Genomic DNA, 26,228 nt, shown 5'->3' with positions numbered 1-26,228 from the left:
TGCGCGTCTGACGGCGCGCCTGCCGGTTTGCCGAAACGGGCTCCGCCACATGCGGAGCCCGTTTCATTTGCGGCGCCGCATAAAACCACACACTGCGTCATATCGGCTAAGATCGTGCGATCGAGGCGCCCGCAAGGCGCCACCCGCCGGCCCCGAGACTGACCGGCCGCCAAGCAAGTTTCCCCACTGTTATCAACGAGATAGCGCGGCACGCCCCACCTCGCCGCGGATTTGAAAACTATGCAAACCCAAACCCATCCGCTGATTGCCCCGACGCTCGGCACCGCCCGCAACCTCATGAGTTTCCACTACGGTCCCGGCGGCGGGCAGAAGATCTACATCCAGTCGTCGCTGCATGCCGACGAGTTGCCCGGCATGCTGGTGTCGTGGGCGCTGCGCCGCAAGCTGGCCGCGCTGGAAGCCGCCGGCAAGCTTCGCGGCGAAGTCGTGATCGTGCCGGTGGCCAATCCGATCGGCCTGAACCAGCACTTTCTCGGCCATCTGACGGGACGCTTCGAAACCAACACCGCGCAGAACTTCAACCGCAATTTCCACGATCTGTCGGCGCTGGTGCAGCCGGTGATCGAGTCGCGCCTGACCGACAACGTCGACGCCAACCGCACCGCCATCCGCACGGCCATGCGCGAGGCGCTCGATGCGCAACAGCCGGCAACCGAACTCGAATCGCAGCGCCTCGCACTGCAAAAGCTCTCGTACGACGCCGACATCGTGCTCGATCTGCACTGCGACTGGGAAGCCGCGATGCACCTCTACACGAATCCGGATCTATGGCCGGAAGTCGAGCCGCTCGCCTGCTACCTGGATGCCAAGGCCTCGCTGCTCGCGCTCAATTCGGTGGGCAACCCGTTCGATGAAATCCACAGCTTCTGCTGGTCGGATCTGCGTGGCCGCTACGGCGACCGCTTCCCGATTCCGAACGGCTCGATCTCGGTCACGATCGAACTGCGCGGCCAGCGCGAAGTGTCGTACGAGTACGCCGAGCACGATGCCCAGGCGATCATCGAATACCTGACCTCGCGTGGCGTGATCGACGGTACGGCCGCTCCGCTGCCGCCGCTCGAATTCGCCGCCACGCCGCTCGCCGGCGCCGAGCCGATCGTCGCGCCGATGAGCGGCGTGCTGGTGTATCGCTGCGAAGTGGGCACCTGGGTCGACGTGGGCCATGAGATCGCCGATATTGTCGATCCGCTGACGGAGCAAGTCGTCACGCTGAAGAGCAGCGTGGCCGGCGTGCTGTACGCACGGCATTTGACGCGCTTTGCGACGGCCGGCCTGGAGTTCGCGCGCATCGCCGGCGCGAAGGCGTTCCGCAGCGGCTCGCTGTTGAGCAACTAAAGCGCAACCGTGGACGGTGCCGCGTTGCCGCGCATTGCACCGGTAAAAGCTTGAGCCGAAAGACAAATCGCCCGCTGTTTCAGCGGGCGATCTGCTTTTGCACTCCGTGTGTCGAAGCCGCGCTCAGAAGGCCGGAATGATCGCGCCTTTGAATTGCGTATCGATGTACTTGCGCACTTCGTCCGACTCGTACGCCGCCACCAGCTTCTTCACCCACGGCTGATTGCGGTCCTGCTCGCGCACCGCGATCAGATTCGCGTACGGGCCTTTGAGGTCCTCGATCGCGATCGCGTCTTTGGTCGGCTGCAGGCCGGCCTTGACCGCGTAGTCGGTATTGATCGACGCCGCGTCGAGATCGCCGAGCGCGCGCGGCAATTGCGCGGCGTCGAGTTCGACCAGCTTGATCTTCTTCGGATTCTCGGCGACGTCGAGCGGCGTCGCGTTCACCCCGTTCGTGCCGACGCCCGGCTTGAGTTTGATCACGCCGTACTTCTGCAGAAGCAGCAGCGCACGGTTGCCGTTCGACGGATCGTTCTGGATGCCGACCTTCGCGCCTTCCGGCAAGTCCTTAAGCGACTTGAGTTTCTTCGAATAGAAGCCCATCGGCGACACATAGGTCAGGCCGACGTTGACGATCTTGTAGCCGCGCTGCTTGATCTGGCTGTCGAGAAACGGCTGGTGCTGAAAACCATTGGCGTCGAGATCGCCCGCGTCGAGCGCCGCGTTCGGCTGCACGTAGTCGTTGAATTCGATGACCTTGACGTTCAGACCTTCGCGCGCCGCCACTTTCGTCACGACCGTCCAGATTTGCGCGTCGGGACCGCTCATCGTGCCGATCTTGAGTTGTTTGTCGTCCGCGTGCGCGAACGTGGCCGTGAGCGAAATGGCCGCAATAGCGAGCAGGTTCTGGATGATTCTCCGGCGTTGCATGCGTTGCCCCACGTGTGATTTGTTGATAGGCGCGCATCGTCGCATGCGGCCGGGGCGCCCGAAACCAATCGTTTTTCACACGCTTATATGCACGATCCGGAAAAAGCTTATACGCGCATGGCCTGCGTGATTTGAGCGGGCGGCGCCATGTGAGTGTCGCGCCGGCGCGACAGATTTCAAAAATAACCCATGCTGTCACATACCTTACTCTGCGTTCCCTTAAATTTCGGGCCATCGCACGACCTGACCAAAGAGTTCGGCGCCGCGATCGCTTAATTTTTAATCGGAGAAAGTCTTGAACAAGAAAGTATTGACCGCCGCTACTCTCGCCGTCTTCGCCACCGCCGCCCACGCGCAAAGCAGCGTCACGCTGTATGGCTTGATCGATGCCGGTATCAGCTACGTGAACAACTCGAAGACCGCAACGGGTCACGACAACCTCTTCAAGTACGACGACGGCGTTTCGCAAGGCAGCCGTTGGGGCCTGCGCGGCACGGAAGATCTGGGTGGCGGCCTGAAGGCGCTGTTCGTCCTGGAAAGCGGCTTTAACAGCGGCAACGGCACGCTCGGCCAGGGTGGCGCGCTGTTCGGCCGTCAAGCTTATGTCGGTCTGTCGAAGGACGGCATCGGCTCGCTGACGTTCGGTCGCCAGTACTCGTTTTCGACGGACTATCTGGGCGGCAACTACTCGACCGGCGGCCAGACCGTCGCGGGTAACTACGCTTACCACATCAACGACGTCGACCAGTTGACGTCGAGCCGTATCAACAACGCAGTCAAGTTCAGCAGCGCGAATTTCGCGGGCCTGACCTTCGGCGCGATGTACGGCTTCTCGAACCAGGCAGGCGCATTTGCCGGCGCACCGACGGTCGGCACGACCGCCGGTTCGTCGCGTGCTTATAGCTTCGGCGTGAACTACGCCAACGGCCCGTTCAGCGTCGGCGCGGCTTACACGGACATCCGCTTCCCGGGTCAGGCAACGCCGGCCTTCTCGACGGCGATGGCCAACGTGACGACCGGCACGGTGCGCGATCTGCGCACGTTCGGCGTCGGCGGCCGTTACTCGATCGGCGCAGCGACGCTGTGGGCGTTGTACACGAACACGCGCTTCGAGCCGATCACGGGTGGTTCGACGACGTTCGCCGCCTATGAAGCAGGCGCGAAGTACGCGTTCACGCCGGCTCTGACGGCAGGCGCGGGCTACACGTACATGCACCTGAGCAACGCGAACACGGGCCACTGGAACCAGGTGGACCTGAGCGTCGACTACGCGCTGAGCAAGCGTACGGACGTGTATGCACTGGGTATCTACCAGATCGCTTCGGGCCACAACGCGGCAACGGGCGATGTGCAAGCGCAGATCGGTTCGAGCACGAGCTACTTCAACACGTCGGGCACGGGTTCGGACAACCAGTTGGCGTTCCGCGTCGGTATCCGTCACAAGTTCTAAGCGAGTCTCTCTCAGCGGGGAACGCGAGTTTCCTGCTGGACCGAGGTTCTTGAAAAACGCCCTGCGGGGCGTTTTTCTTTTTGGGCGAGTTCTTTTTTATCGGAGATCATTCGCCCCGTTGTTTTTGGCTTCCGATAAAGGCACGAGACCATGCACGAGCAGGTAAGGCCCGATGGGCTGGTCCTCGCCGACGATAACGGCGTATTGTTTACTGAAGCCGCGACGCTTGCCAGCCTCGCCGGCAGCGAACATTACGCACACGACAACAAGTGCGAACCTCGGAGCCTTCTCAAATGCAAACGACCCAATTATCCGACCCTGCGCTGGAATCGCACGCTGCACGCAGCGCGCGATCCGATAGCGAGCAGCATGTGCGGGAAGAACTGGCCGCGCTTTACCGGCTCGTCGCGCATTTCCGCATGACGGACATGATCGACACGCACATTACCGCGCGTCTGCCGAGCGCGCCGGGTGACCCGGCCTCCTTCCTGATCAATCGCTATGGCGTCCTGTTCCACGAGATGCGCGCTTCGGATCTGGTGAAGATCGATCATCAGGGCAAGGTCGTCGACGAGCGCGCGCAAACCGAGCCCGCATTGTTCCGCGTGAACGCCGCGGGTTTCACGATCCACTCGGCGATTCACGCCGCGCGGGACGACCTGCATTTCGTGATCCACACGCACACGGCCGCCGGAACCGCTGTATCCGCTCAGGAACAAGGGCTGCTGCCGATCAGCCAGCATGCGTTGAAGTTCTACGGCAAGCTCGGCTACCACGATTACGAAGGCATCGCGCTGGAACTCGGCGAACGCGAACGTCTGGTCCGCGATCTCGGCACCTGCAAGGCGATGATCCTGCGCAATCATGGATTGCTGGCCGCAGGCGCCACGGCCGCCGAAGCATTCCATGAGATCTACTTCCTCGAACGTGCCTGCCAGGCGCAGATTCAGGCGTTGGCCGGCGGCAGCGCCTTGCGCATCCCGCCGCGCGAAGTCTGTGAACTGACCGCGAGCCAGTTCGCTCGCGAGGATTCGGCGGAAATCGCGGAGCTGGCGTGGCAAGCCGCGCTCCGTCTGATCGACGACCCGAAATCCGATTACCGCAGCTAGCGCCATTCTCCCTTGCCGTTGCCTTTGTGCTCAGCGCCGATGCCCGGTCTGAGCGCCGCAACTCGCGCGCAGCATGGGTGAAGCCGGCTATCAGTGAGACGCAACAAAATCGTCGATCTTCGCGGCGGGCGAAAGCGCAAAAGACGCTCGCATGTCCCGAGCCTCGTCCACCGGCGAGCGGCCAAAAAACCGCTTGAATTCGCGGCTGAACTGCGACGGGCTCTCATAGCCGACTCGCGCCGACGCGGACGCGGCAGTCAAGCCGTCGCGGATCATCATGAGGCGCGCTTGATGAAGGCGCGTCGACTTGATGTACTGGATCGGAGAAGTCTGCGTGACGGCCCGAAAATTGGCGTGAAAAGCCGGCACGCTCATGCCGGCCTCGTCGGCGAGACGGCTGACATCGAGTGGCTCGGCAAAGTCCGTGTGGATCCGCCGCAGCGCCTTGGCCACCCTGCCGAAGCGGCCTTGATGGGCGAGCGCCGCTCGCATCGCCGCACCACGCTCCCCCACCAGGACCCGATAGCAGATTTCGCGCACGATTGACGGCCCGAGCACCTGGGCATCGAGCGGCGAGCTCAGCGCCCGTAGCAGGCGCAACGTAGCGTCGGCAAGATCGCCCTCCAGCGGCGTGGAGACGATCCCAAGCGGCGTGCCTTGCTGCTGGCACGCCGATTGATCGATCGCCAGAATCAGGTCGGTCAGATCGGTGAGATCAAGCCGCAGCGACACGGCCAGCATCGGCTCGGACTCGCTCGCCTCGGTTTCCGTCGAAAACGGCAGCGGTACCGACAGAACCAGGTAGTGCTGCGCATCGTAGACGTACACCTCTTCGCCCAGAAAGCCCAGCTTGCGCCCCTGGCACACGATCACGATGCTGGGTTCGTACAGCACGGGTGTGCGCCCCAGCGGCCGGTTCGAGCGCATGAACCGCACCGATTCCAGTGCGGACTGGGTGTACCCCTCATTCGGCGCCAGACGCCCAAGCAGGCTCACCATTCTTGTGGAAACCGGGTTGTCGGCAACGGTCACGAGAACTCCTTTTTTTGCGAGGTCAGGTTAAGCGATTCCGCCGGACTCGATCAACGGGCAACAGCCCACGTCGATAGGAATAGGCAATACCGCCATTGTCGCGTGTATTCGCACGCAGGTGGCCGGCTCATAAGATGGGTCATCGGTTGCACAGTGCTGCCGAAGGTCTCGAGAGAGACGCCGCCGCGATTGCCCTGCTTCGTGATGTACGGCCTTCGCGGCGCCCCTCGGACAAAACCTGCACGAACTATCGGAACGGAGAACGCACCATGACAACGCAAACCAACCAACCCAAGGTCATCCTCATCACCGGGGCAAGCAGCGGTGTCGGCGAAGCAACGGTTCGGCTGCTCGCCGCCCAGGGGCATCAGCTCGTGATCGGCGCACGGCGCACCGAACGACTCGCGGCGCTGGCCGAAACAATCCAGGCGAGCGGCGGCTCGGTTCATTATCGGGCACTCGACGTCACGTCCGCCGCCGACGTGAACGCTTTCGCCCAGTTCGCGCTGGACACCTTCGGCCGTATCGATGTGATCGTCAACAACGCCGGCGTGATGCCTTTGTCGCCTTTGAGCTCGCTCAAAGTGGACGAATGGAATCGCATGATCGACGTGAACGTGCGCGGCGTGTTGCACGGCATCGCCGCGGTACTGCCGACCATGGAGCGCCAGGGGTTCGGCCAGATCATCAATATGTCCTCGATTGGCGGGCTGGCCGTCACGCCGACGGCCGCTGTCTACTGCGCCACCAAATTCGCCGTGCGCGCCATCTCGGATGGCTTGCGGCAGGAAACCGACAAGATTCGCGTGACCGTGATCTGCCCGGGCGTCGTGGAGTCGGAGTTGGCCGATTCGATCTCCGACGAAACGGCGCGGGCCGCAATGCGTGACTTCCGCCGGATCGCGTTGACCTCCGACGCCATTGCGCGCGCAGTCGCCTATGCGATCGAGCAGCCGGCGGATGTCGACGTGAGCGAACTCGTCGTGCGTCCGACGGCCAGTCCCTTCTAACCATCCCCTTCCCCCAGGAGAAATTCATCATGACCTCATCTGCATCCACAGACCAAATGTTCGCCGGCAAGGTCGCCATCGTCACTGGCGCAGCTAGCGGCATCGGACTCGCCACCACCGAGCTACTGCACGGCCAAGGCGCCACCGTGATCGCCGTCGATCGTGGCGCCAATGTCGAAGCGTTGGCCCAGCCGGGGATCGTGCCGCTCATCGCCGACGTCGCGCATGAAGAAAGCGCGGTGCGTGCGGTGTCGACAGCGACAGAACGCTTTGGGCGGCTGGACATTCTGGTCAACAACGCGGCCATCATCATCAACAAGCCGGTCATTGACATGACGCTCGACGACTGGAACGGCATTCAGGCAGTCAATTCCACTGGCGCGTTCCTTTTCTCGCGCGAGGCAATGCGCGCGATGATGCCGGCGAAGACGGGCGCGATCGTCAACGTGGGTTCATATGCGTGTTATCAGGCGTTTCCGCTGATCGCCGCTTATGCGGCGTCGAAAGGCGCGCTCGCCCAGTTGACGCGCGCCATGTCGCTCGAGGCGATCGATCACGGCATTCGCGTCAATGCGGTCGGATCGGGCGATGCGGTGACGAACATCACGAACCACATCCACGAAGACGGGCCGGCTTTTCTCGCCGCGCATGGCAAGAGCGCGCCGATCAAACGGGCGGCCGATCCGCGGGAAATCGCCGAAGTGATCGCCTTCCTGGCTTCCGATAAAGCCAGCTATATCGTCGGCGCGGTGGTGATGGCCGATGGTGGAATGAGCGTGGCGCTCAAGTAATTCATGGCCGAGTTCCTTTAAACAATTGGCCTCCATTAATTTCGCATGACTGATCTATCAAAGGACATCATCATGAGCAAGTCTGCAAAAATCTGGTTTGTCACCGGCGCGTCGAAAGGCGTCGGCCAACGACTCGTGCGGCAACTCCTCGCGCGCGGCGATCGCGTCGCGGCGACCTCGCGAACCGTAGCGTCGCTGACCGAAGCGATCGGCCCGGCCTCCGGGCAGTTTCTTCCTCTGCAAGTGGATCTCACCAACGACCAGAGCGTGCGATCCGCTATCGCCAGGACGATTGAAACCTTCGGCAAGATCGATGTGGTCGTCAACAACGCCGGCTATGCGCAACAAGGCACCGTTGAAGGGCTTTCGGACGAGGAGCTTCGGCAAAACTTCGACATCAACCTGTTCGCCCCGCTGACGGTGCTGCGGCATGCGCTTCCGCACCTGCGTGCCCAGCGCGGCGGGCACGTGATCAATATCGCTTCGATTGTGGGTTTCCAGGGCGGCTACGCCGGCTGGGGCAGCTATGTGGCAAGCAAGTTCGCCATCGCCGGCCTGACGGAGTCGCTGGCCGCCGAGGTGGCCGAGTTCGGCATCAAGGCAACGGTGGTGTATCCGGGGCCGGTGCGCACGGAGTTTTTGTCGAGTGGCGCGCTAGCGGTGGCCAAACGGCAGATCGACGAATATACCGAGGCCAAGGCATCGCTCGATCTGCATCTCGGCACGCTGCACGGTCGTCAGGCAGGCGACCCGGACAAGCTGGCCCTGCTGATCATGCAGGCGGTGGACGTAACAGAGCCCCCGTTGCACCTGTTCGCCGGCAAGATTGCGAACGAACTGGCGGCGCAAAAGATCGCGGCGGTCCAGCACGATGTCGACGCCTGGAAAGGCTCTTCCGAAGCAACGGATTTCGTCGAGTAACTTCAAGCCTGAACACCTGGCGAAAAGTTGGAACCGGTGAACGTCGGTGAACGCGTATGACCGTTCACCGGACAGCTGAGTTGGCGATCCGCAGTTGGAAGGCGGCGCGACGGAAACGATTCGAGTCGCGCCGCCCTACATGGCGAAGCTCACCCGACCAGAAGCGTGGGTTTCAAGGAGACGGCATTCGCCAGATTGTAGAAGTTGGGAGAAGTGGCCATGACAGCGTCGTGGATTTCGGCGAACTGTTCCTTGGTACCGCTGCCCTTGATACGAACGGTATAACGCAGGCTCTCGTAACCGTTTGCCACCTTCGGGTCGAGCCCAAGAAATCCTCTAAGGTCGATGTCGCCCTCTGTTTCAATCTCGAGAGATTGGAGCGTGATTCCGCGAACAGCGCACTGCGCCACGTAACCCACCGTCATGCAAGCGTTCAGCGCCGCGATCAGATGCTCCTGAGGATTGGCGAACTGGTTCGAGCCGCCGAGTTCGAGAGGTTCATCGATATCGATCGTGAATCGACGCGACACGTCCTGCCCTCCGATCGCGAACCCCTTTACCTCGGAGTGACTCCGGGCCTGGCCCTTCCAGGTCGTGGCAACGCGCCAACTGGTGTTGGCTTTCGACGCATCGCCCTTGACGCCTTCGATCAGGGAGAACAGGTCGTCGACGTTGAGGCCGTTGACGATGTTAGTTTCATGGGTCTGTGCATTGGCATTCATGTTCCATCTCCTGGACAAACGTGGGTTGTTCAGCTTCAGAAAGTCTTATTGCAGGGTGGCGAGCGCAGTCTGGATGCGCATGGCCTGGTCTTCGGAAATAAGGCTATAAAGCACCTCCCTGAAATGAGGGTGACGTACACCCGAGTGGATGTATTGCCACCGGTAGGCCTCGAGGAAATTCGCTTCGATCGACAGCGTTTCCGCTTCATAGACCGCGCGGCCGCAGTTGGCCACGAAGTAACGCGCGTCGGCTACGGCCTGCGCCTGCAGAATGCCGTCGATCGCGACGACCAGTTCGATGAACTCGTCAACAGCCTTGTCGCGATCGTTAGCCGTGACAGTGGCGTCGTGACGTCCCCATTCGAGCTCGTCGAGAATGGCGTGTTGACTCTCCTCCTTCCAGTGGTAAAGGAATACATTCTTGAATAGTTCGGAAAGCTGACCGTCTGGATCAATGCTATGGCGATAGTGAAGCTGGGTGAACAGTTCGATATGCAGCGTCAGCGCCAGCACGGCCCAGGTGCTCTTGCCGAGGACCACGGCGGCAATGGCATCAGGGTCGACGTTGAAGCGATAGCCAGCGGGCAGCGTTTCACCGACCAGCATGTCGATGCGGCGAAACAGCGCCTGATGCTTAAGCTCCTCGTCGCTAAAGCGGACCAGCGCCTCGAGCGCCACCTGGTCGCCAAGCCAATAGTCACGGCTGACTTCCAGCACCTTGGCGTTGATGAAGCGCTCCACCAGTCCGAACACGTTGGCATACGTGCGTCCCTGAATCTGGCTGACAAAAAGCTTCTCGCTATCCGAGAGCGTGATGAAATTCGGAGCCAGCGAGAGTCCGTCTGGCAAATACTTCTGCGACGTGTCAAAGGTGCGGCCTCGAATCACGTCACGGTCGATGTCCCAGCTGACCATCTTTGAAGCGCGAATGCACCGCGCGTAACGATCGCGGTCGGTGAGTCGCGATACTGCATTCATAGCATTTCTCCCAATATGGATCGTCATGCGGCGGGGCCGTGAGCGTTCATCTACCGGCCTGAAGGCAGGCGGCTGACCTGGCATTCCGGTGGCTCAAATGTACGATTGGGAGACGCGAGGTTCTATGATCAGGTCGCCGTAAGATATGACTGAAACGCCTGATCAGATTCGACGCATGTGAAGGAACATTGCGTCGGGCATGGCACGGGGCACGCTGGCAATCTGGCCAATGGGCGCAATGAGGCACCGGTCAGGTCGCGCGCCCGCGGATGTTGTCGAGGTATGTAGGACCAGAGGTAACGGGAATTAGCGTGGTGGAAATGAAGACAGGCAATGCGAACCCGACCCGCTCTGACCGCGGCCTATTGATGGAAGCCGCGGCAAGCCGACTAATCATGCGGCTGGAGTGGCGTGCCCGCTATCGCCCATCGTCCGCGCATCGTCGTATTCCTGCGAGATGTCTTTGTTCGTGTAGTCACCCAGCCGCGAAGCGGCGATCAGGCTGAGCACCGAGCACACCAGCACATAGCCGGCGATCGCATAGCCCGAATGGTAGTAAGCGAAGAGCGCGGTCGCAATCAGCGGCGCGGGGCCGCCCGCAATGACCGAAGCCAACTGGTAGCCCATGGACGCCCCGCTGTAACGCAGCCGCCCCGTGAACGATTCGGCGATCAATGCAGCTTGCGGACCATACATCATTGAATGCGGTACCAGCGAGAGCACGATGGCCGCAAAGATCCACATTGGATTCCTGGTGTCGACCATGCCGAAATAGAGGAAGCCGAATACGCCGACAGCGGCGGCACCGATCATGTACATCCGCCGCCGCCCGATCAGATCGGACACATGGCCAAACAGCGGGATGGTGACGAATTCCAGCACGGAAGCCGCCAGCACCGCCGTCAGCAGCAGGTCGCGTGTCACGCCCAGTGTCGTGACGCCATAGGTGAAGACGAAGGCCGTGAAAATGTAGAACGGGGCCTGTTCCGCCATGCGCGCAAAGGCCGAGAGAAGGATGTCTTTCGGCTGGCGGCGCAATACCTCGAGCATCGGCGTCTTCTCGATCTTGTGTTCGGCGAGGAGCCGCGCGAAGATCGGCGTCTCGAGAATATTCAGGCGGATGTAGAGGCCGATCGCGACCAGTACGATGCTGAGAAAGAAGGGAACGCGCCAGCCCCACGTCAGGAAAGCACTGCCGGAGATCTCGCTCATGGCCAGCACGGCGAGATTGGCCAGGAACAGTCCCGCCGGCACCCCGAACTGCGGCCAGGAGGCGACGAAGCCGCGGTGCGCGTTGGTGCGTGCCCATTCCATCGACATCAGGACCGAGCCACCCCATTCGCCGCCGACGCCCACGCCCTGGATGAAACGCAGCACCGTGAGCGCGACGGCGCCCCAGATGCCGATCGTCGCATAGGTCGGAACAAAGGCCACGGCAAACGTGGCGAATCCCATCAGCAACAGCGTGACGATGAGCGTGGCTTTACGTCCGATGCGATCTCCGTAGTGGCCGAAAATAGCCGCGCCAACCGGCCTCGCTATAAAGCCGACGGCGTAAATCAGGAAAGCTTGCAGTGTGCCGACGAGTGGGTCTGATCCGGGAAAATACAGCTTCGCGAAAACCAGGCCGGTGACCGTACTGTAGAGGAAGAAGTCATACCATTCGATCGTAGTGCCAATCGTGCTGGCGATGACGGCGCGGCGTAACTGCCGCCGAGCGTCCTGATCGGAGAGGGGCGTCGCCCCGGATTGCGTGGCAGCCATTTGATCCCCCGAAAAAAAGGGCGATATTCCAGTATAGACCGTTTGCGCGATGGGAGATTCCGGTGGCGGCAGGTCAAGCGCACTGCCTACGTGATCTCGTGTGCGAGCGCAGCAATCGACCGTGCTAGGCTACGCGTAGCTATCGTCCCGCGTGGTAAATTCCGGCGTCAGGCAGGAAAAGAAACACCGAACGTTCACGTTGCCCGAATATCCGCGTCCGCTCGCTCGTTTAGTCAGAACGCAGGCGATATAAGGTGGATCGATGACCGACGTTAACCCGCGTATTGTCCGGCAGCGGCGCCTGTGCGTCGCCCTATGCGGCTGCGCCGCAGTGGCCGGGTGCATGGTCGGTCCTGACTACCGCTCTCCCCCCGCGCCCGCTACCGACACCTACACCGCCTCGCCGCTGCCCGAGCAGACGGCCTCTTCCCCGGGAGCCGCCGGCTTGCCGCAGCGCTTCGTGCCGGGACAGGACATTCCCGCCGCCTGGTGGGCGCTCTTTCATTGCGAGCCGCTCGACACGCTGATCCGTCAGGCTCTCGTCAACAGTCCGAACATCGCGGCGGCACAAGCGGCCCTGCGGCAGGCGCGCGAAAACTTCTCGGCGCAAGCGGGCGGCACCCTTCTGCCCAGCGTCGACGCGCAACTCGGCGCCACGCGCGAAAAATTCAACGGCGTCACATTCGGCGAGCCCGGACTCGTCGAGGAGTTCAATCTCTACAACGCATCGGTGAACGTGTCGTACAAACTCGACGTGTTCGGCGGCACCCGGCGCGCACTCGAAGCGGTGCACGCGCAAGTCGATTACCAGCGCTTCCAGTTGCAGGCGGCCTATCTCGCGATGTCGGCGAACATCGTGACCGCGGCCGTCAAGGAGGCGTCGCTGCGCGCCCAGATCGAGGCAACCGAGCAGATCGCCGCGCAAGAAGACGAGCAACTCGGCGTACTCGGCAAGCAGTTCGAACTTGGGGGCGTGGGCCGTACGACGGTGCTCGCGCAGCAGACCCTGTTGGCGCAGACCCGCGCTACGCTGCCGCCGCTGCAACAACAACTCGACCAGGTGCGTCACCAGCTCGCCGTGCTGGCCGGCAGACTGCCCAGCGACACCGCGTTGCCCGAATTCAGGCTCGAGATGTTTTCGTTACCCGAAACGCTGCCTGTCAGCCTGCCGTCGGCCCTGGTGCAACAGCGGCCCGACATTCTCGCCGCCGATGCCGTGCTGCATCAGGCCAGCGCGCAAATCGGCGTGGCCACCGCGGCGATGTATCCGCAGATCACGCTGTCGGCCAGCTACGGCGCCGAGGCTCTGACGCCGGCACAGGTGTTCAAGGCCGGCAGCACGATCTGGAGCATCGGCGCCGGCCTGCTGCAACCGGTCTTCCACGGCGGGCAACTGAGCGCGCAGAAGCGCGCAGCCGAGGCGGCGTACGAGCAGGCCGACGCGCAATATCGTGAAACGGTGCTGCTGGCGTTTCAGAACGTCGCGGACTCGCTGCGCGCGCTCGATCACGACGCGACCGGCCTGAAAGCGCAGACGGATGCCTGGCATGCCGCCAACGACTCGCTGGAACTCACGCGTGGGCAGTACCGCGTCGGCGGCGTGAGCTATCTATCGCTTCTCGATGCCCAACGCCAGTACCAGCAAACCGTGGTGAGCCTCGCTCAGGCTCAGGCAGCCCGCTACGCCGACACCGCGGCCCTCTTCCAGGCGCTCGGTGGCGGCTGGTGGAACGCCGCCGCGCCGGCCACCGCCGCGACCACGCATTGACGCATTGCCATAGCCCGACGGGACACTCGCTTCACCGCTCTTTGCAACACGCGCCGTCAGAAACGAAGGAACGAAAGGACGAACCGTCCGGCGCTTTCGCCCAATGCCGTGCAAGGACATCACGATGACCGAAAGAAAACCGCTGACAAAACGGATGGTGATCATGCTGATCTGTGTCGGCCTGCTGCTGGCCGCGCTCGTCGGCTTCAACGTGTTTCGCACGCATATGTTCGCCAAGTTCATGGCGGGCAACTCGGCGCCGCCCGCCACCGTCTCGGCAGTCGTCGCCGGTTATCAGCAATGGCAGCCGCAGCTTGCGGCGGTCGGCAGCCTGCGCGCCGTGCGCGGCGTCGATGTCACCACCGAAGTCGCGGGCCTCGTGCGCGAGGTGGCATTCAGTTCGGGACAGGAAGCGAAAGCCGGACAAGTGCTTGTCAGGCTCAACGCGGACAGCGACGTGGCGCTGCTCCAGTCGCTCCAGGCAGCCGCAGAACTCGCGCAGACGGTCTACACGCGCGACAAGGCGCAGTACGACATCAAGGCGATCGCCAAGGCGCAGCTCGACGCGGACGCCGCCGACCTCAAGGGCAAGAAGGCGCAAGTCGCGCAACAGGTTGCGCTTGTCGACAAGAAGATCATTCGCGCGCCGTTTGCGGGACGTCTCGGCATCACCACGATCAATCCGGGGCAGTACATCAATCCGGGCGATGCGATCGTCACGTTGCAGGCAATCGATCCGATCTACGCCGATTTCTACGTGCCACAGCAGCAGCTCGGCCAGCTCGCGATCGGCCAGACCATCGTGGTCGACACCAATGCCTACAGCGGGCAAACGTTCAAGGGCAAGATCCAGTCGGTCAGCCCGAAGGTCGACAGCACCACGCGCAACGTGCAGATCGAAGCCAGCGTGGACAACCACGAGCGCAAGCTGCTGCCGGGCATGTACGCGAACGTGAAGATCGACGCGGGCGCCGGACAGCGCTACCTGACGCTCCCGCAAACCGCGATCACTTACAACCCCTATGGCGCGACCGTGTTCATCGTCAAGCCGGGCACGCAACCCAATGCACAGGGCAAGGCGCTGCCCGTCGCGCAGCAGGTGTTCGTCACGCCTGGCCCGACGCGCGGCGATCAGGTCGCGATCCTCAAAGGCGTCGAGGCCGGCACGCAGGTCGTGACGAGCGGTCAGCTCAAGCTGAAGAACGGCACGCCGCTCGTCATCAACAACAGCGTGCAGCCGTCGGACAATCCGAACCCGGCGCCCCAGGAACAATAGAGAGACCGCGCGATGACCTTCACCGATCTCTTTATCCGCCGGCCCGTGCTTGCCTCGGTCGTCAGCCTGCTGATCCTCGTGCTCGGGTTGCGCTCGCTGGCCGCGCTGAAAGTCAGCCAGTATCCGCAGACCGAAAACGCCATCGTGACGATCACCACGGCCTACTACGGGGCGAGCGCCGACACCATCGCCGGCTTCATCACACAGCCGCTCGAGTCGGCGATTGCCCAGGCGCAAGGCATCGACTACATGTCGTCGACGAGCAGCACCGGCGTGTCGACCATTATCGCAACGCTGCGCCTGAACTACGACGCGAACCGCGCGCTGACCGAGATCAATACGCAGATCGGCTCGGTGCGCAACCAGTTGCCGCCGCAGGCGCAGCAGCCGGTGCTGACGATACAGACCGGGCAGACCACCGACGCGATGTACATGGGCTTTTACAGCGACGTGCTGCCGAGCAACAACGTCACGGACTACCTGTTACGCGTCATCAAGCCCAAGCTCGATTCGATCGAAGGCGTGCAGACGGCTGAAATCCTCGGCGGCCGGCAGTTCGCGTTGCGCGCGTGGCTCGACGCGACGCGGCTCGCCGCCCACGGCGTGACGGCAGCCGACGTCTTCACGGCGCTCGGCAACAACAACTATCTCGCGACGCTCGGCACGACCAAGGGGCAAATGGTCAGCGTCGATCTGAACGCGGGCACGGACCTGCATACCGTCGACGACTTCAAGCAACTCGTCGTCAAACAGAAGAACGGCGCGATCGTGCGCCTCGAAGACGTCGCGAACGTCGTGCTCGGCGCCGACAGCTACGACTTCAATGTCGCGTTCAGCGGCAAGCGTTCGGTGTTCATCGGCATCAAGGTCGCGCCGGACGCCAACATTCTCGATGTCGCCAAGCGCGTGAAGGCCATCTTTCCGGGGCTGCAGAAGCAGTTCCCGACCGGCATGACGGGCGAGATCGTTTATGACGCAACCGATTTCATCAACACCGCGATCGTCGAAGTCATCAAGACGCTGGTCGAGGCGCTGCTGATCGTCACCGCGGTGATTTTCCTGTTCCTCGGCAGCTTGCGCGCGGTCGTCGTGCCGCTGATCGCAATGCCGTTGTCGCTCATCGGCACGTTCTTCGTGATGCAGTTTCTCGGCTATTCGATCAATCTGCTGACACTGCTCGCGCTCGTGCTCGCGATCGGGCTCGTGGTGGACGACGCGATCATCGTCGTCGAGAACGTCGATCGCCACATGAAGGAGGAAGGCAAGGCGCCATTCGAGGCCGCGCTGATCGCCGCGCGCGAACTCGGCGGCCCGATCCTCGCGATGACCGTCGTGCTGATCGCCGTGTATGCGCCGATCGGTTTTCAGGGCGGCCTGACCGGCGCCCTCTTCACCGAGTTCGCGTTCTCGCTGGCCGGCGCGGTGACGGTGTCCGGCGTGATCGCGCTCACGTTGTCGCCGATGATGTGCTCGCGCTTCTTTCGCGCGGACCAGGAGTCGGGACGCTTCGCGCGCTTCGTCGACCGCCAGTTCGAACGCCTTCATCGTGGCTACGGCCGTCTGTTGCACGCGACGCTCGACACCTGGCCCGTATTCACCGTGATGGGCGCGCTGCTGCTCGGCGGAACGGTCTACCTGTTCATGACGTCGAAATCGGAACTCGCGCCGCAGGAGGATCAGGGCATCGTACTGTCGCAGATCCAGGGGCCGCCGAACGCGACCATCCAGCAGATGCAGACGTACGCGGACCAGGTATTCGACATATCCAAGGCCTTGCCTGAATACTCGCAGATGTTCCAGCTCACGGGCTCACCGACACTCAACCAGGGAATCGGCGGGGTGCTGTTCAAGACATGGGATCAGCGCAGCAAGGGCGCGACCGCGTTGCAACAGGAATTGCAGCAGAAATGGAATGAGATTGCCGGGGCACGTGTCGCGGCATTCCAGTTTCCGCCGCTGCCGGGCTCGCAGGGCTTGCCGGTGCAGTTCGTCATCAGCACGACCGAGCCTTTCGAGAACCTCAACGAGGTATCGCAGGCAGTTCTGCAACAAGCCCGCGCGAGCGGGATGTTTTTCTTCGTCGACAGCGATCTCAAGCTCGACAAGCCGGAAGCCACGCTCGTCGTCGACCGCGACAAGGTCGCCTCGCTCGGCCTCTCGCAGAGCGACGTCGGGCAGGCCCTCGGGTCGGCGCTCGGCGGCGGCTATGTCAACTACTTCTCGATCGCCGGGCGCTCGTACAAGGTGATTCCGCAGGTATTGCAGACCGACCGCCTGAATCCTTCACAGGTGCTCGATTACTACCTGCGCACGCCGGACGGCAGTGTCATGCCGGCTTCGACGATTGCGCATCTCGAACACAACGTCGTGCCGGAATCGATCAACCACTTCCAGCAACTCAACTCGGCGACGATCTCCGGCGTGATCGTGCCGGGCGTGTCACAAGGCGAGGTCCTCGACTTTCTGCGCAAGGCGACCGCACAGGCAGCACCAGCAGGCTATTCGGCGGACTACTCGGGGCAATCGCGGCAGTTCGTGCAGGAGTCCGGCGGTTTTGTCATCACGCTGATGTTCGCGACGATCATCGTGTTCCTTGCGCTCGCGGCCCAGTTCGAAAGTTTCCGCGACCCGATCGTGATTCTGATTTCGGTGCCGATGGCGCTCTTCGGCGCGCTGATCTTCATCAACATCGGCTTGACGACGCTGAACATCTACACGCAGGTCGGGCTCGTCACGCTGATGGGGCTCGTCAGCAAGCACGGCATTCTGATCGTCCAGTTCGCCAACGAACTGCAACATGCCGGCAGATCGAAGCGCGAAGCCCTGGAAGAGGCGGCCGGCGTGCGGCTGCGCCCGATTCTGATGACCACGGCGGCGATGGTGCTCGGCGTCCTGCCGCTCGTGGTCGCCTCCGGGGCAGGCGCCGCGGGCCGCAATGCGATGGGCCTCGTGATCTTCACGGGGCTGTCGATCGGTACGCTCTTCACGTTGTTCGTGGTGCCCGCGATGTATATGTTTCTCGCCGCCGATCATCATCAGGACGCCGGAGCGCCGAAGGCGGGTCAAGGCAATCCAGCCGATCACGCTTGACGCCAGGTTACTTCGGGCTCGGGAACCCAAGAGCGTCCGCCTTCGTTCTGAGCTCCGCGAAACGGCCGCCCACCGGGCTCACTGCCGTATCGGGGACGGTGCTTCCTGGCGTGACCTGGCTCTTGTCCAGTTCTCCGATGCCGGTCACGGCCGAAGCGCCGGTGGACGCCGACGCCGCGCACGCCGCGCCGAAAACACCCTGCGTGACGGCGATGGCAGGCGCGTCGGTACGTGGCGCGTCCGCCAGATCCAACGCATACGCGAGGTTGACCGTTCCCGGATCGCTTCCCCGCACGCCGAGCGGGTCGAGCCCGAAGCGCCAGGCAAGCAGTTGATGGATCGAACTAGGATCGAACGGATAGCGCGACACGCTGTTCGCCCGCACACGCGGTCCCAGCAGCACGCAAGGCACGCGAAACCCGAGCCGCCCGTCGTTGCCCAACGCGCTTTCGGCGGCCGACACCGTCCTTATCGGCGGCGCGACATGTTCCATGAAGCCGCCCCACTCGTCGTAGACGATGATCACGAGCGTCTTGCTCCAGTTCGGGCTGGTGCGCAGCGCATCGTAGATCTGCCCCAACAGCACCTGGCCGTTGCGGACGTCGGCATGCGGATGGTCGTCGTTCGACGTCCCCTGTGCTTCGCCGCCGAAACTCGGATCGACCATACAGAACGACGGCAAGGTGCCCGCGGCGGCATCGGTCAGGAAATCGGCAAACAACTTCGAACGGCCGACATAGCGGGTTCCGTAGAGCGCCGTGAACGGCACGTCGTGGAAGTAGTACGTCGACGAGATGTTCTTCGCGTCGAGACGGTCCCAGATGGTCGGCAATGACGAGGTGTCGAGCGTGTCGGAAAGGCGGTCCGTTTCACCGCTATGCAGGTAGACGCGATTCGGGTAGGTGTCGGCAAGAATGCCGCTCATGTAATAGTCGCAGACGGTGTATTGCGCGACAGCCCCCTGGTAGAACTCCAGATCCGTGGCCTGGAAATAGCCGATCGGCAGCAAGTCGCCAGGCGTGAGGCTGGTGGCCGGCGTCAGCAGGAAGCCGTTCATTGCGCCGTTTGCGAGGTGGGTGCGCCCGGCGTCGTACGCGTGATCCGGGTCCGCGTATGCGCAGCCCTGGAAGCCATAGGCCGCATTTGCCGTGAGCGCGAACGACGCGCGGGCCGTGCCGAACGCATCAGTCAACGTGCGCCCAGCCTGCGCGCTTTCGGCGTTCGGCACCCAGCCGAGCAGATGATCGAAGGAACGGTTTTCCATCGTGACGAGGACGATATGGTCGATGCCGGAAGTCGACGGATCGGGCAACGGAGGACGCGGAAGATTGGCGCGATCTGGCGGGATCGCTCCGATCGCAGGATTGGTCGACCCGCCTGACCCGGAGTTGCCGCCGCCACCTCCGCCGCAAGCCGACAACGCAATAGAACTTGCCAGCGCAGCGAGAATTTTCCGGCGTGCAGGATCAGGCGGATTGGTGGGCCGAGTGCTCATTTTGTTTGTCTCCAGGGTCGATGTGCAACTCGCGCGGCTGTATTCGTTCGTGCCGCCGCGCGACTCCGTCGACCGAAGTAGCATTTAACGTTCCCCTCCCCCGAGCGGATTCCGGCCGCGATGCCGACAGGCGAAATCACACGCATTCGCAGACGTGGATTGCAGCGCAGCGTGACTGGCCCTTGTGAGGCACCCGTCGATCCCCTGTGCCGCTCGTGCAACCAAAGCGGCCAAATGTTTGGCGTATCAGTGGTTAACATATGTTGCATTAAATATTTTTCTGGCAACATATGTATCAGATCGGCCGCGCACACGCGCAGAGACGGGTTCTTACCACGATGGGGAAATTGCTATGAAACACAGGCTGTTGATGGCCCTCGCGACTTTTGCCGTTGTTTCGACGACCGCCTCGGCGCAGGAGGCGCAGTCGACTCTGGCAAAAATCCAGAACGGAAATTCGATTTCGATCGGCCACCGCGAAACATCCGTGCCGTTTTCGTACGTTGATACGAATAATCAGGTGATCGGATTTTCCCAGGATATTTGCAACAGGATCATCGACGCGGTGAAGGCCAAGACTGGCCACCCCGATCTGCACGTCCGCTTCATACCGGTTACTTCGCAGAACCGCATTCCACTCGTGCAGAACGGCACAGTCGACCTCGAATGCGGGGTGACGACAAACCTGACGGCCCGGCAAAACCAGGTCGCGTTTTCCGACACGTTCTTCGTTGCCACGACGCGTCTCCTGACGCGCAAAGACTCCGGCATCAAGGATTTCGCCGACCTTGCCGGCAAGACCGTCGTGACCAACCAGGGAACCACGTCAGAACGTCTCCTCAGGAAAATGAACGAGGAGAAAAAGATGAACATGCAGATCATCAGCGCGAAAGATTACGGTGAAGGCCGTGTCACGCTCGAAACCGGCCGGGCCGTGGCCTACATGATGGACGACGTCCTGCTTGCCGGCGCGCGCTCGCTGACGGCCAAGCCCGCCGACTGGGTCATTGTGGGAACGCCTCAATCGTCCGAAGCGTATGGCTTCATGCTCCGCAAGGACGACCCGGAGTTCAGGAAGCTGGTCGACGACGTCATGATTCACGAGATGAAAAGCGGCGATATCAAAACCATGTACGACAAGTGGTTCATGAAGCCGGTACCGCCGAAAGGCATCAACTTTGACTTTCCCATGAGCGAGGGACTGGAAAAAATGTACGCAGCGCCGAACGACAAGGCGTTTGATTGAGACTGGGCAAAAAATCGACCACGCTGGTTCCGGGAACACCTAAACTGAGCTGGTGCGCTCGTCTGGACTACGTCGAACGCGTACCGTCCGCATTGGAGACACCATGACCACCAACTCAACTACTGAGAGTGCCGATAACGGCATCGTCACCTTTGCAAGCGCGCGCTCCGGTGCCGCAACAACCGAGCGCCTCCAACAGTTGATCCGGGAACGGGGGCTGATGCTTTTCAGCTGCATCGATTTCAGTGGCGACGCCGAGCGAGCCGGGCTCGCGCTAAGCTTCAGTCAACTCGTGATCTTCGGCAACCCCAAGGCTGGTACGCCATTGATGCAATGCGCGCCTACTGCTGCGCTGGATCTTCCGCTTAAGGTACTCGTCTGGGAGGATGCCGATGGCCGTACATGGTTGTCGTTCAACTCGATCGAGTATCTCCGCCAACGTCATGGACTTCCGGATGATTTGATGAAGCCGCTCAGTGGCGTGGTCGCTCTGGTCGAGGCAGCCGCTGCGCATTGACTAGGCGGAGAAAGACAATCCATCGCCCGCAGAACAGGCCTCCCACCAGCAATAACCATCGCGGCAGGCCCGGTCCGGGCGAGCCGATCGCAGCCCTGCGACAGAGCCTCTCCTGGCGGGTGCAATGACGAGATAGTCACCGCGAAGACTCTCATGCCTCCATCATGTTGGTTCAATAAAGATACCAGATATGATATGCTAGGGCATAGTCAAGCAGGATCAGCCATGAAACGCAAAAGTCTCGAAGGGAATCTCTGTGCGATCGCCCGGGCGCTCGATGAAATTGGCGACTGGTGGTCGCTGCTCATCATCCGCGATGCTACGGCCGGCATAGGCCGCTTCAGCGAGTTCCAGCGCAGCCTTGGAATCCCCAAAAATATCCTGTCGGCGCGTCTGAAATCAATGGTCGAACAGGGGGTAATGGAAATTGTCCCCGCCTCGGATGGCAGCGCATACCAGGAGTATGCACTGACCAGCAAAGGGGAGGCTTTGCTCCCCGTGCTTGTCGCGCTCGGTCAGTGGGGCGCTGAATATCTGTTCGAACCCGGGGAGCGCGGCTCCATCCCTTTGGATGCCAAGAAAAAGCGGCCTCTCAAGCGGCTAGCGATGGTGTCGGAAGACGGGCGCCATCTCCATCCGAAGGATGTCCTGGTGCCCCGCATCGTCTTCATGAACTAGCCGGCGGCGATGACCGCATCGGTTTAAAGAATGGACTCATCCAGACGCGTCAGAACGATTCCTTGAACGGCCGCAGGTCGATCTCGTGAGTCCACGCAGTGGGGTGTTGCAGATACAGTTGCCAGTAAGTCTCGGCAATAGCATCGATGTTCAACAGACCATCCGTTCCTCGCTGGGCAACGGCGTCTGGACGCAGGTTCTTCAGCCTGGCTCCGTTGATGCCACCATCGATCACCACATGAGCGACATGCAGGCCTTGTGGTCCGAATTCCCTCGCCATGCTCTGGCTTACCATGCGAAGTCCCGCCTTCGCCGCTGCAAAATGCGCGTAGCCGGGCTTTCCTCTCAAGCTACCTGACGCTCCGGTGAAGATGATCGTACCCTGGCGTTGAGGCAACATAAGGTTCGCCGCCTCTTTGCCGACCAGAAAACCGGCAAGACAGCCCACACGCCAAAAGTCCTCGAATTGAGCGCTGGACACTTCCTGAAACGGGATGTGCTGGTTGTTTCCGGCGTTGAAGACGACGACACTGGCTGGTGAGCGCCCGACACCAGGAGACGACGCCAGTTCGAATAGCCGCAGGACATCCTCTTCCTTCGTAGCATCCACCTGAACCGGCGTTCCATTTCCGTCAGCGAGGCCCGCCACTACCTGTTCGAGCTTGCTCATAGTACGGCCGCCCACTAGCACATGAAAGCCACCGTGCGCGAATCGGCGCGCAACTGCGGCGCCAAGGCCTTCCTCCGAGCCAACGCCCACCACTACTGCGGTTGGTTGCATCTTCATCTCCTGTCAAGTCAACACATCGAGCACAGCACGATCGAAAAGAGTTCGGCGTTCGTTACTAGCGTGAGAAGGGTATCCATCTCACGCGACGGCAGCCTGCGGATTCGTACGGCCGACGATGTAGACCATCACGACCGCAAGGGCCAGGATCAGGACACCGAGCCACATCGAACCGCGCAATCCAACGTTATTGACTACGATGCCTCCGGCCAGCGAGCCCAATCCTATCGACAGCTGGAACACGCTCGTGTTCATCGCCTGCGCGGCTTCAGGCGCATGCAAGGTAGCGTTATAGAGCCACAGCTGAGTTCCCACGGGAGCCATTCCCCACGAAAGAGCCCATATCAGCAACGCCGCGCCAGCGAAGATGGGGCTGGTTGCGAAGACGGCCATCGCAGCGAGAGACAACACGAAGATCCACACCGTGGCGACCACCGTGCTATGCAGGTTCCGTCCGGCGAAGGCACCGCCGGCAAAATTCCCGACGACAGTAGACACGCCGTACGCGAACAGCAGGCCGCTGACGATGGCGGCATCGAGATGAGTGATCTGTTCCAGGTAAGGCGTGACGAAAGTGTAGCCTGCGTACTGCCCGGCAACGATGAAGATCACGGTCAAGAAGATCGCCCGGATCTTTGGGTCCTTCAGCAAGCCAAAGAAGTCACTGACGCTTACCCCTTCTTTCATCTTGAGCGTCGGAAGAAAAACGAGCTGCAAGATGAAGCAAACAACGGCCAGGATGCTCGCGCCAAGAAATCCGTCACGCCAATCGGCATGAGCACCGATGTAGGAGCCGGCCGGAACTGCGATCACAGAACCGATCGATATGCCGGCGAACACGAGCGACGACGCCGCGTGCACCTTCTCCGGCGCAACAAGCTTCGCTGCCGCGGTAATGGAGATGGCCCAGAACCCACCTACCCCAATGCCGAGGATGATGCGGGCGATCAGTAGCGTCGCGAAGCTTCCGGCAGTCCACGACAATACGCTGGAAATGATGAGCAAGACCGTGAGACCAAGCAGGACGAGCTTGCGGTCGGCTTTGCCGATTGCAATCGCCGTTACCGGCGCGGCGATAAAGCCGAGTACCGCGGTGGCAGTGACCGCTAGCCCGGCTGTTCCTTCGGCCACGCCCAGATCGCGGGAGATTCCCGACAGCAACCCAACCGGCAGAAACTCGGTGACAACCAGCGAGAGCGCGCCAAGCGCAATGGCCAACACGCCAGGCCATGAATACTCCTGGGTGTTGTCGTCTGAAACGTGTTGTTGAAGTGACATTGCTCTCTTCCTCTAAGCTAAAAAATCACTGAAGCCAATCCAGCGTCGGATCGATTGCCTCTCGGTGCATGATCGATCAATTCGGTTTGATCTTATTGTATCTAGTCTTGTTATACAACCACAACGAGATGATTTTCGTGCATGACCATTATGCACGAAATAGATCTAATGTCCTTTAATTACCCCATTTTTCCACGGTTACCACCCTCCCAATCGACAACATACCATTCCAGAATTTCCCCTACGAACTGGTTGCGTTACTAAACCATTGTTGTTACGCTCCTCCACATGGTTTCATAACGAAACCAGATAACGGACCTCTTGCCAACGTGGCTCGGCCGTAAAATCACTTGGAGAAACACATGACTTCCAACCAGAACCGACTGTCGATCGACACTGTGACCCCCAGCTATTGGCGCGTGATCATCGAGAATCCGCCAATCAATCTCTACGACCCGGAGATGTTCGCGGAACTCAATGTCCTGATGGACAAGATCGACGCCGACCGTGATCTGAAGGTTGTTGTCTTTGAAAGTGCCAACCCCGACTACTTCGTTGCGCACTACGATCTCGATCGTGGCGAGGTCATCCCGGAACAACCGGGCGCCGCTGAATTTAGCGCGTGGCCGAAATTCGTCACCCGGCTGGCGCAATCGCGGGTCGTCAGCGTGGCCAAGCTTCGTGGGCGCGCCCGCGGCCACGGCTCGGAACTCGCCCTGGCATGCGACATGCGTTTCGCGTCGAAGGAAAAGGCCGTCCTCGCGCAGGTCGAAGTTGGCGTGGCGGTGGTCCCCGGCGGCGGCGCAACCGAATGGCTCTCCGCTCTGGCCGGTCGCTCACGCGCGCTGGAAATCATCTGCGGCGCGGACGATTTCGACGCGGACACCGCGGAGAAATATGGTTGGGTGAATCGCTCGATTCCTGACGCCGAGCTGGACGCTTTCGTCGATAACTTTGCCCGGCGTGTCGCGAGCTTCGAAAAGCGCGCGCTCGAACTGGCGAAGAAGCTCGTCAATGCCCGCGCCGGGATTCCGTCTGAAGCGGAGCGCTGGTCCTCGAATCAGGCCTTCATCGGCACGACCGCCTGGCCGGAAACGCAGGCTCTGATCGGCAAAATGTACGAGAAAGGTCTGCAGAAGGAAGGCGACTTCGAGCTTCGGCTGGGTCATCACGTCGGGCACGTGGCGCGATAAGCAAGCCTACGACTTCACGCCCGCAAGTGGCGCCATCGGTGGAATGGCGCCGCTTTGCATATGGGAATCCGGGATGTACGCCCGATCGTCTACGTAGCCCGTGACTAATGGTCGCCCAGGGAGCCTTACTTCCGAAGCGTGAAACGATAACGACTAGTTGCGACTAATTGCCAGCAGCGCTCGAAGATCGCCCGCACCATGCGGGCAGAAAAATCCAGTGATTGCAGGTTTGAGCCGACTGCGCACGCTCCCCTTGCGCAGTCAGCCTGTGAGCCGGCGAAAGGCCCCGTAACTTTCGACATTCGAAGTCTGGTACGCTGCGGCCTTTGCTACCGCTTGCATTCGACTCGATGGAAACCCCTTTCAATGATCGTGGCGTGTCGGTCACGCGCAACGCACTCTCGTCCGCCGGCCAGGTCTTTCCGCTGCGCGATATCGTGGACGTGCGGGTCGTCACCGTGCCGAAGAACAAGGTCTTGCCGCTCACGATTTCGCTGCTTGGACTCGCCGGCGCTATTGTCGGCGCGATATTGCGCTCGCCGGTCGGCATGGTGTGCGGCACGATGCTGGTCGTGGTCGGCTGGCTCACCTGGCTGACCCAGGACATCACGCATCGTCTGATGGTGCGAACGGCGAACGGCGATCGCGAAGCGCTGTCGAGCACCGATCGCGATTTCGTCGAACGCGTCGGCGTGGCCGTGAACGAGGCGAAGGCCACGGCTGTGGCGCCGAAGGTTTGATGCCGCGGTTCGCCGCTGTTTGCCGCGTTACCACACCACACGCAGCTCGCGCGTTAACACAATTTTAATTCGCCGCGCGGCAGCTTTTGCGCTTCCT

Annotated in this window: 22 protein-coding genes; 14 read left to right on the top strand and 8 right to left on the bottom strand. The window is 61.5% G+C overall.

Features of this window, described 5'->3' with window-relative positions; all coding sequences use genetic code 11:
* Positions 1-240: 240 nt before the first annotated feature.
* The gene (locus P0D96_RS18355; protein ID WP_408177015.1) at positions 241-1,356 is read left to right on the top strand and encodes a succinylglutamate desuccinylase/aspartoacylase family protein; all 1,116 of its coding nucleotides are present in this window, start codon (positions 241-243) and stop codon (positions 1,354-1,356) included.
* A 123-nt stretch (positions 1,357-1,479) separates the two neighbouring features.
* On the opposite strand, the gene P0D96_RS18350 is transcribed toward P0D96_RS18355, so the two are convergent.
* Positions 1,480-2,286, bottom strand: a complete 807-nt coding sequence (locus P0D96_RS18350; RefSeq protein WP_408177014.1) for a MetQ/NlpA family ABC transporter substrate-binding protein — start codon at positions 2,284-2,286, stop codon at positions 1,480-1,482.
* A gap of 295 nt (positions 2,287-2,581) precedes the next feature.
* Here P0D96_RS18350 and P0D96_RS18345 point away from each other — a divergent pair, with 295 nt between their 5' ends.
* Together P0D96_RS18345 and P0D96_RS18340 are read left to right on the top strand one after the other, a co-directional pair.
* Positions 2,582-3,736: a porin gene (locus P0D96_RS18345; RefSeq protein ID WP_408314671.1), complete on the top strand. Its 1,155-nt coding sequence runs from the start codon at positions 2,582-2,584 to the stop codon at positions 3,734-3,736.
* 293 nt (positions 3,737-4,029) lie between these two features.
* Positions 4,030-4,845: a class II aldolase/adducin family protein gene (locus P0D96_RS18340; RefSeq protein WP_408314669.1), complete on the top strand. Its 816-nt coding sequence runs from the start codon at positions 4,030-4,032 to the stop codon at positions 4,843-4,845.
* Between the two features lie 90 nt (positions 4,846-4,935).
* Here the strand turns inward: P0D96_RS18340 and P0D96_RS18335 are convergent, their stop codons facing one another.
* Entirely contained in the window at positions 4,936-5,877 is a 942-nt protein-coding gene (locus tag P0D96_RS18335; protein WP_408314667.1) for an AraC family transcriptional regulator, read from the bottom strand.
* A gap of 269 nt (positions 5,878-6,146) precedes the next feature.
* Here P0D96_RS18335 and P0D96_RS18330 point away from each other — a divergent pair, with 269 nt between their 5' ends.
* The 3 genes from P0D96_RS18330 (at position 6,147) to P0D96_RS18320 (ending at position 8,599) form a co-directional block, all read left to right on the top strand.
* Positions 6,147-6,887, top strand: coding sequence for an SDR family oxidoreductase (locus P0D96_RS18330; RefSeq protein ID WP_408314665.1), 741 nt, complete (start codon positions 6,147-6,149; stop codon positions 6,885-6,887).
* Between the two features lie 29 nt (positions 6,888-6,916).
* Positions 6,917-7,678, top strand: a complete 762-nt coding sequence (locus P0D96_RS18325; RefSeq protein WP_408314663.1) for an SDR family NAD(P)-dependent oxidoreductase — start codon at positions 6,917-6,919, stop codon at positions 7,676-7,678.
* Between the two features lie 72 nt (positions 7,679-7,750).
* On the top strand, positions 7,751-8,599 hold the full coding sequence (locus P0D96_RS18320; RefSeq protein ID WP_408314661.1) for an SDR family oxidoreductase: 849 nt from the start codon (positions 7,751-7,753) through the stop codon (positions 8,597-8,599).
* A gap of 149 nt (positions 8,600-8,748) precedes the next feature.
* On the opposite strand, the gene P0D96_RS18315 is transcribed toward P0D96_RS18320, so the two are convergent.
* The 3 genes from P0D96_RS18315 to P0D96_RS18305 all read right to left on the bottom strand — a co-directional run bounded on the left by P0D96_RS18315 (position 8,749) and on the right by P0D96_RS18305 (position 12,063).
* Positions 8,749-9,321, bottom strand: coding sequence for an OsmC family protein (locus tag P0D96_RS18315; RefSeq protein ID WP_408177006.1), 573 nt, complete (start codon positions 9,319-9,321; stop codon positions 8,749-8,751).
* Between the two features lie 45 nt (positions 9,322-9,366).
* Positions 9,367-10,299, bottom strand: a complete 933-nt coding sequence (locus tag P0D96_RS18310; protein WP_408177004.1) for a hypothetical protein — start codon at positions 10,297-10,299, stop codon at positions 9,367-9,369.
* 393 nt (positions 10,300-10,692) lie between these two features.
* Positions 10,693-12,063, bottom strand: coding sequence for an MFS transporter (locus P0D96_RS18305; RefSeq protein WP_132382202.1), 1,371 nt, complete (start codon positions 12,061-12,063; stop codon positions 10,693-10,695).
* Positions 12,064-12,325: 262 nt separating this feature from the next.
* Between P0D96_RS18305 and P0D96_RS18300 the strand changes: the two genes are divergently transcribed.
* The 3 genes from P0D96_RS18300 (at position 12,326) to P0D96_RS18290 (ending at position 18,197) form a co-directional block, all read left to right on the top strand.
* The gene (locus P0D96_RS18300) at positions 12,326-13,831 is read left to right on the top strand and encodes an efflux transporter outer membrane subunit (protein ID WP_408314659.1); all 1,506 of its coding nucleotides are present in this window, start codon (positions 12,326-12,328) and stop codon (positions 13,829-13,831) included.
* A gap of 124 nt (positions 13,832-13,955) precedes the next feature.
* Positions 13,956-15,107 carry an efflux RND transporter periplasmic adaptor subunit gene (locus tag P0D96_RS18295; protein WP_408314657.1) on the top strand — a complete coding sequence of 384 codons (1,152 nt, stop codon included), beginning with the start codon at positions 13,956-13,958 and terminating at the stop codon, positions 15,105-15,107.
* 12 nt (positions 15,108-15,119) lie between these two features.
* Positions 15,120-18,197, top strand: a complete 3,078-nt coding sequence (locus P0D96_RS18290; RefSeq protein ID WP_408314655.1) for an efflux RND transporter permease subunit — start codon at positions 15,120-15,122, stop codon at positions 18,195-18,197.
* A 7-nt stretch (positions 18,198-18,204) separates the two neighbouring features.
* On the opposite strand, the gene P0D96_RS18285 is transcribed toward P0D96_RS18290, so the two are convergent.
* Positions 18,205-19,692: an alkaline phosphatase family protein gene (locus tag P0D96_RS18285; protein WP_408281856.1), complete on the bottom strand. Its 1,488-nt coding sequence runs from the start codon at positions 19,690-19,692 to the stop codon at positions 18,205-18,207.
* Positions 19,693-20,062: 370 nt separating this feature from the next.
* Between P0D96_RS18285 and P0D96_RS18280 the strand changes: the two genes are divergently transcribed.
* From P0D96_RS18280 to P0D96_RS18270, 3 genes are all read left to right on the top strand, one after another.
* Complete coding sequence (locus P0D96_RS18280; protein WP_408314791.1) at positions 20,063-20,938, top strand: glutamate/aspartate ABC transporter substrate-binding protein; 876 nt, start codon at positions 20,063-20,065, stop codon at positions 20,936-20,938.
* Between the two features lie 103 nt (positions 20,939-21,041).
* Positions 21,042-21,455 (top strand): DUF302 domain-containing protein, encoded by a 414-nt coding sequence (locus P0D96_RS18275; RefSeq protein WP_408314653.1) that lies wholly within the window; start codon positions 21,042-21,044, stop codon positions 21,453-21,455.
* A 225-nt stretch (positions 21,456-21,680) separates the two neighbouring features.
* The gene (locus P0D96_RS18270) at positions 21,681-22,133 is read left to right on the top strand and encodes a winged helix-turn-helix transcriptional regulator (RefSeq protein WP_408250697.1); all 453 of its coding nucleotides are present in this window, start codon (positions 21,681-21,683) and stop codon (positions 22,131-22,133) included.
* A gap of 49 nt (positions 22,134-22,182) precedes the next feature.
* On the opposite strand, the gene P0D96_RS18265 is transcribed toward P0D96_RS18270, so the two are convergent.
* Both P0D96_RS18265 and P0D96_RS18260 read right to left on the bottom strand, forming a co-directional pair.
* Positions 22,183-22,914, bottom strand: a complete 732-nt coding sequence (locus P0D96_RS18265; RefSeq protein ID WP_408314651.1) for an SDR family NAD(P)-dependent oxidoreductase — start codon at positions 22,912-22,914, stop codon at positions 22,183-22,185.
* Positions 22,915-23,001: 87 nt separating this feature from the next.
* Complete coding sequence (locus P0D96_RS18260) at positions 23,002-24,198, bottom strand: MFS transporter (RefSeq protein WP_408314649.1); 1,197 nt, start codon at positions 24,196-24,198, stop codon at positions 23,002-23,004.
* A gap of 362 nt (positions 24,199-24,560) precedes the next feature.
* Here P0D96_RS18260 and P0D96_RS18255 point away from each other — a divergent pair, with 362 nt between their 5' ends.
* Positions 24,561-25,391: an enoyl-CoA hydratase/isomerase family protein gene (locus P0D96_RS18255; RefSeq protein ID WP_408314647.1), complete on the top strand. Its 831-nt coding sequence runs from the start codon at positions 24,561-24,563 to the stop codon at positions 25,389-25,391.
* A 350-nt stretch (positions 25,392-25,741) separates the two neighbouring features.
* Complete coding sequence (locus tag P0D96_RS18250; protein ID WP_408314645.1) at positions 25,742-26,131, top strand: DUF6232 family protein; 390 nt, start codon at positions 25,742-25,744, stop codon at positions 26,129-26,131.
* Positions 26,132-26,228 lie beyond the last annotated feature (97 nt).

This window comes from Paraburkholderia sp. RL17-347-BIC-D (assembly GCF_046027915.1).
GTDB lineage: Bacteria > Pseudomonadota > Gammaproteobacteria > Burkholderiales > Burkholderiaceae > Paraburkholderia.
This window is presented reverse-complemented; position numbering and strand designations above follow the sequence as displayed.

What these genes read in the sequence shown, in the direction of transcription:
- P0D96_RS18355 (WP_408177015.1), top strand. Translation starts at nt 241, where the DNA reads ATGCAAACCCAAACCCATCCGCTGATTGCCCCGACGCTCGGCACCGCC.
- P0D96_RS18350 (WP_408177014.1), bottom strand. Translation starts at nt 2,286, where the DNA reads ATGCAACGCCGGAGAATCATCCAGAACCTGCTCGCTATTGCGGCCATT.
- P0D96_RS18340 (WP_408314669.1), top strand. Translation starts at nt 4,030, where the DNA reads ATGCAAACGACCCAATTATCCGACCCTGCGCTGGAATCGCACGCTGCA.
- P0D96_RS18330 (WP_408314665.1), top strand. Translation starts at nt 6,147, where the DNA reads ATGACAACGCAAACCAACCAACCCAAGGTCATCCTCATCACCGGGGCA.
- P0D96_RS18325 (WP_408314663.1), top strand. Translation starts at nt 6,917, where the DNA reads ATGACCTCATCTGCATCCACAGACCAAATGTTCGCCGGCAAGGTCGCC.
- P0D96_RS18320 (WP_408314661.1), top strand. Translation starts at nt 7,751, where the DNA reads ATGAGCAAGTCTGCAAAAATCTGGTTTGTCACCGGCGCGTCGAAAGGC.
- P0D96_RS18315 (WP_408177006.1), bottom strand. Translation starts at nt 9,321, where the DNA reads ATGAATGCCAATGCACAGACCCATGAAACTAACATCGTCAACGGCCTC.
- P0D96_RS18310 (WP_408177004.1), bottom strand. Translation starts at nt 10,299, where the DNA reads ATGAATGCAGTATCGCGACTCACCGACCGCGATCGTTACGCGCGGTGC.
- P0D96_RS18305 (WP_132382202.1), bottom strand. Translation starts at nt 12,063, where the DNA reads ATGGCTGCCACGCAATCCGGGGCGACGCCCCTCTCCGATCAGGACGCT.
- P0D96_RS18300 (WP_408314659.1), top strand. Translation starts at nt 12,326, where the DNA reads ATGACCGACGTTAACCCGCGTATTGTCCGGCAGCGGCGCCTGTGCGTC.
- P0D96_RS18295 (WP_408314657.1), top strand. Translation starts at nt 13,956, where the DNA reads ATGACCGAAAGAAAACCGCTGACAAAACGGATGGTGATCATGCTGATC.
- P0D96_RS18290 (WP_408314655.1), top strand. Translation starts at nt 15,120, where the DNA reads ATGACCTTCACCGATCTCTTTATCCGCCGGCCCGTGCTTGCCTCGGTC.
- P0D96_RS18285 (WP_408281856.1), bottom strand. Translation starts at nt 19,692, where the DNA reads ATGAGCACTCGGCCCACCAATCCGCCTGATCCTGCACGCCGGAAAATT.
- P0D96_RS18280 (WP_408314791.1), top strand. Translation starts at nt 20,063, where the DNA reads ATGGCCCTCGCGACTTTTGCCGTTGTTTCGACGACCGCCTCGGCGCAG.
- P0D96_RS18275 (WP_408314653.1), top strand. Translation starts at nt 21,042, where the DNA reads ATGACCACCAACTCAACTACTGAGAGTGCCGATAACGGCATCGTCACC.
- P0D96_RS18270 (WP_408250697.1), top strand. Translation starts at nt 21,681, where the DNA reads ATGAAACGCAAAAGTCTCGAAGGGAATCTCTGTGCGATCGCCCGGGCG.
- P0D96_RS18265 (WP_408314651.1), bottom strand. Translation starts at nt 22,914, where the DNA reads ATGCAACCAACCGCAGTAGTGGTGGGCGTTGGCTCGGAGGAAGGCCTT.
- P0D96_RS18260 (WP_408314649.1), bottom strand. Translation starts at nt 24,198, where the DNA reads ATGTCACTTCAACAACACGTTTCAGACGACAACACCCAGGAGTATTCA.
- P0D96_RS18255 (WP_408314647.1), top strand. Translation starts at nt 24,561, where the DNA reads ATGACTTCCAACCAGAACCGACTGTCGATCGACACTGTGACCCCCAGC.
- P0D96_RS18250 (WP_408314645.1), top strand. Translation starts at nt 25,742, where the DNA reads ATGGAAACCCCTTTCAATGATCGTGGCGTGTCGGTCACGCGCAACGCA.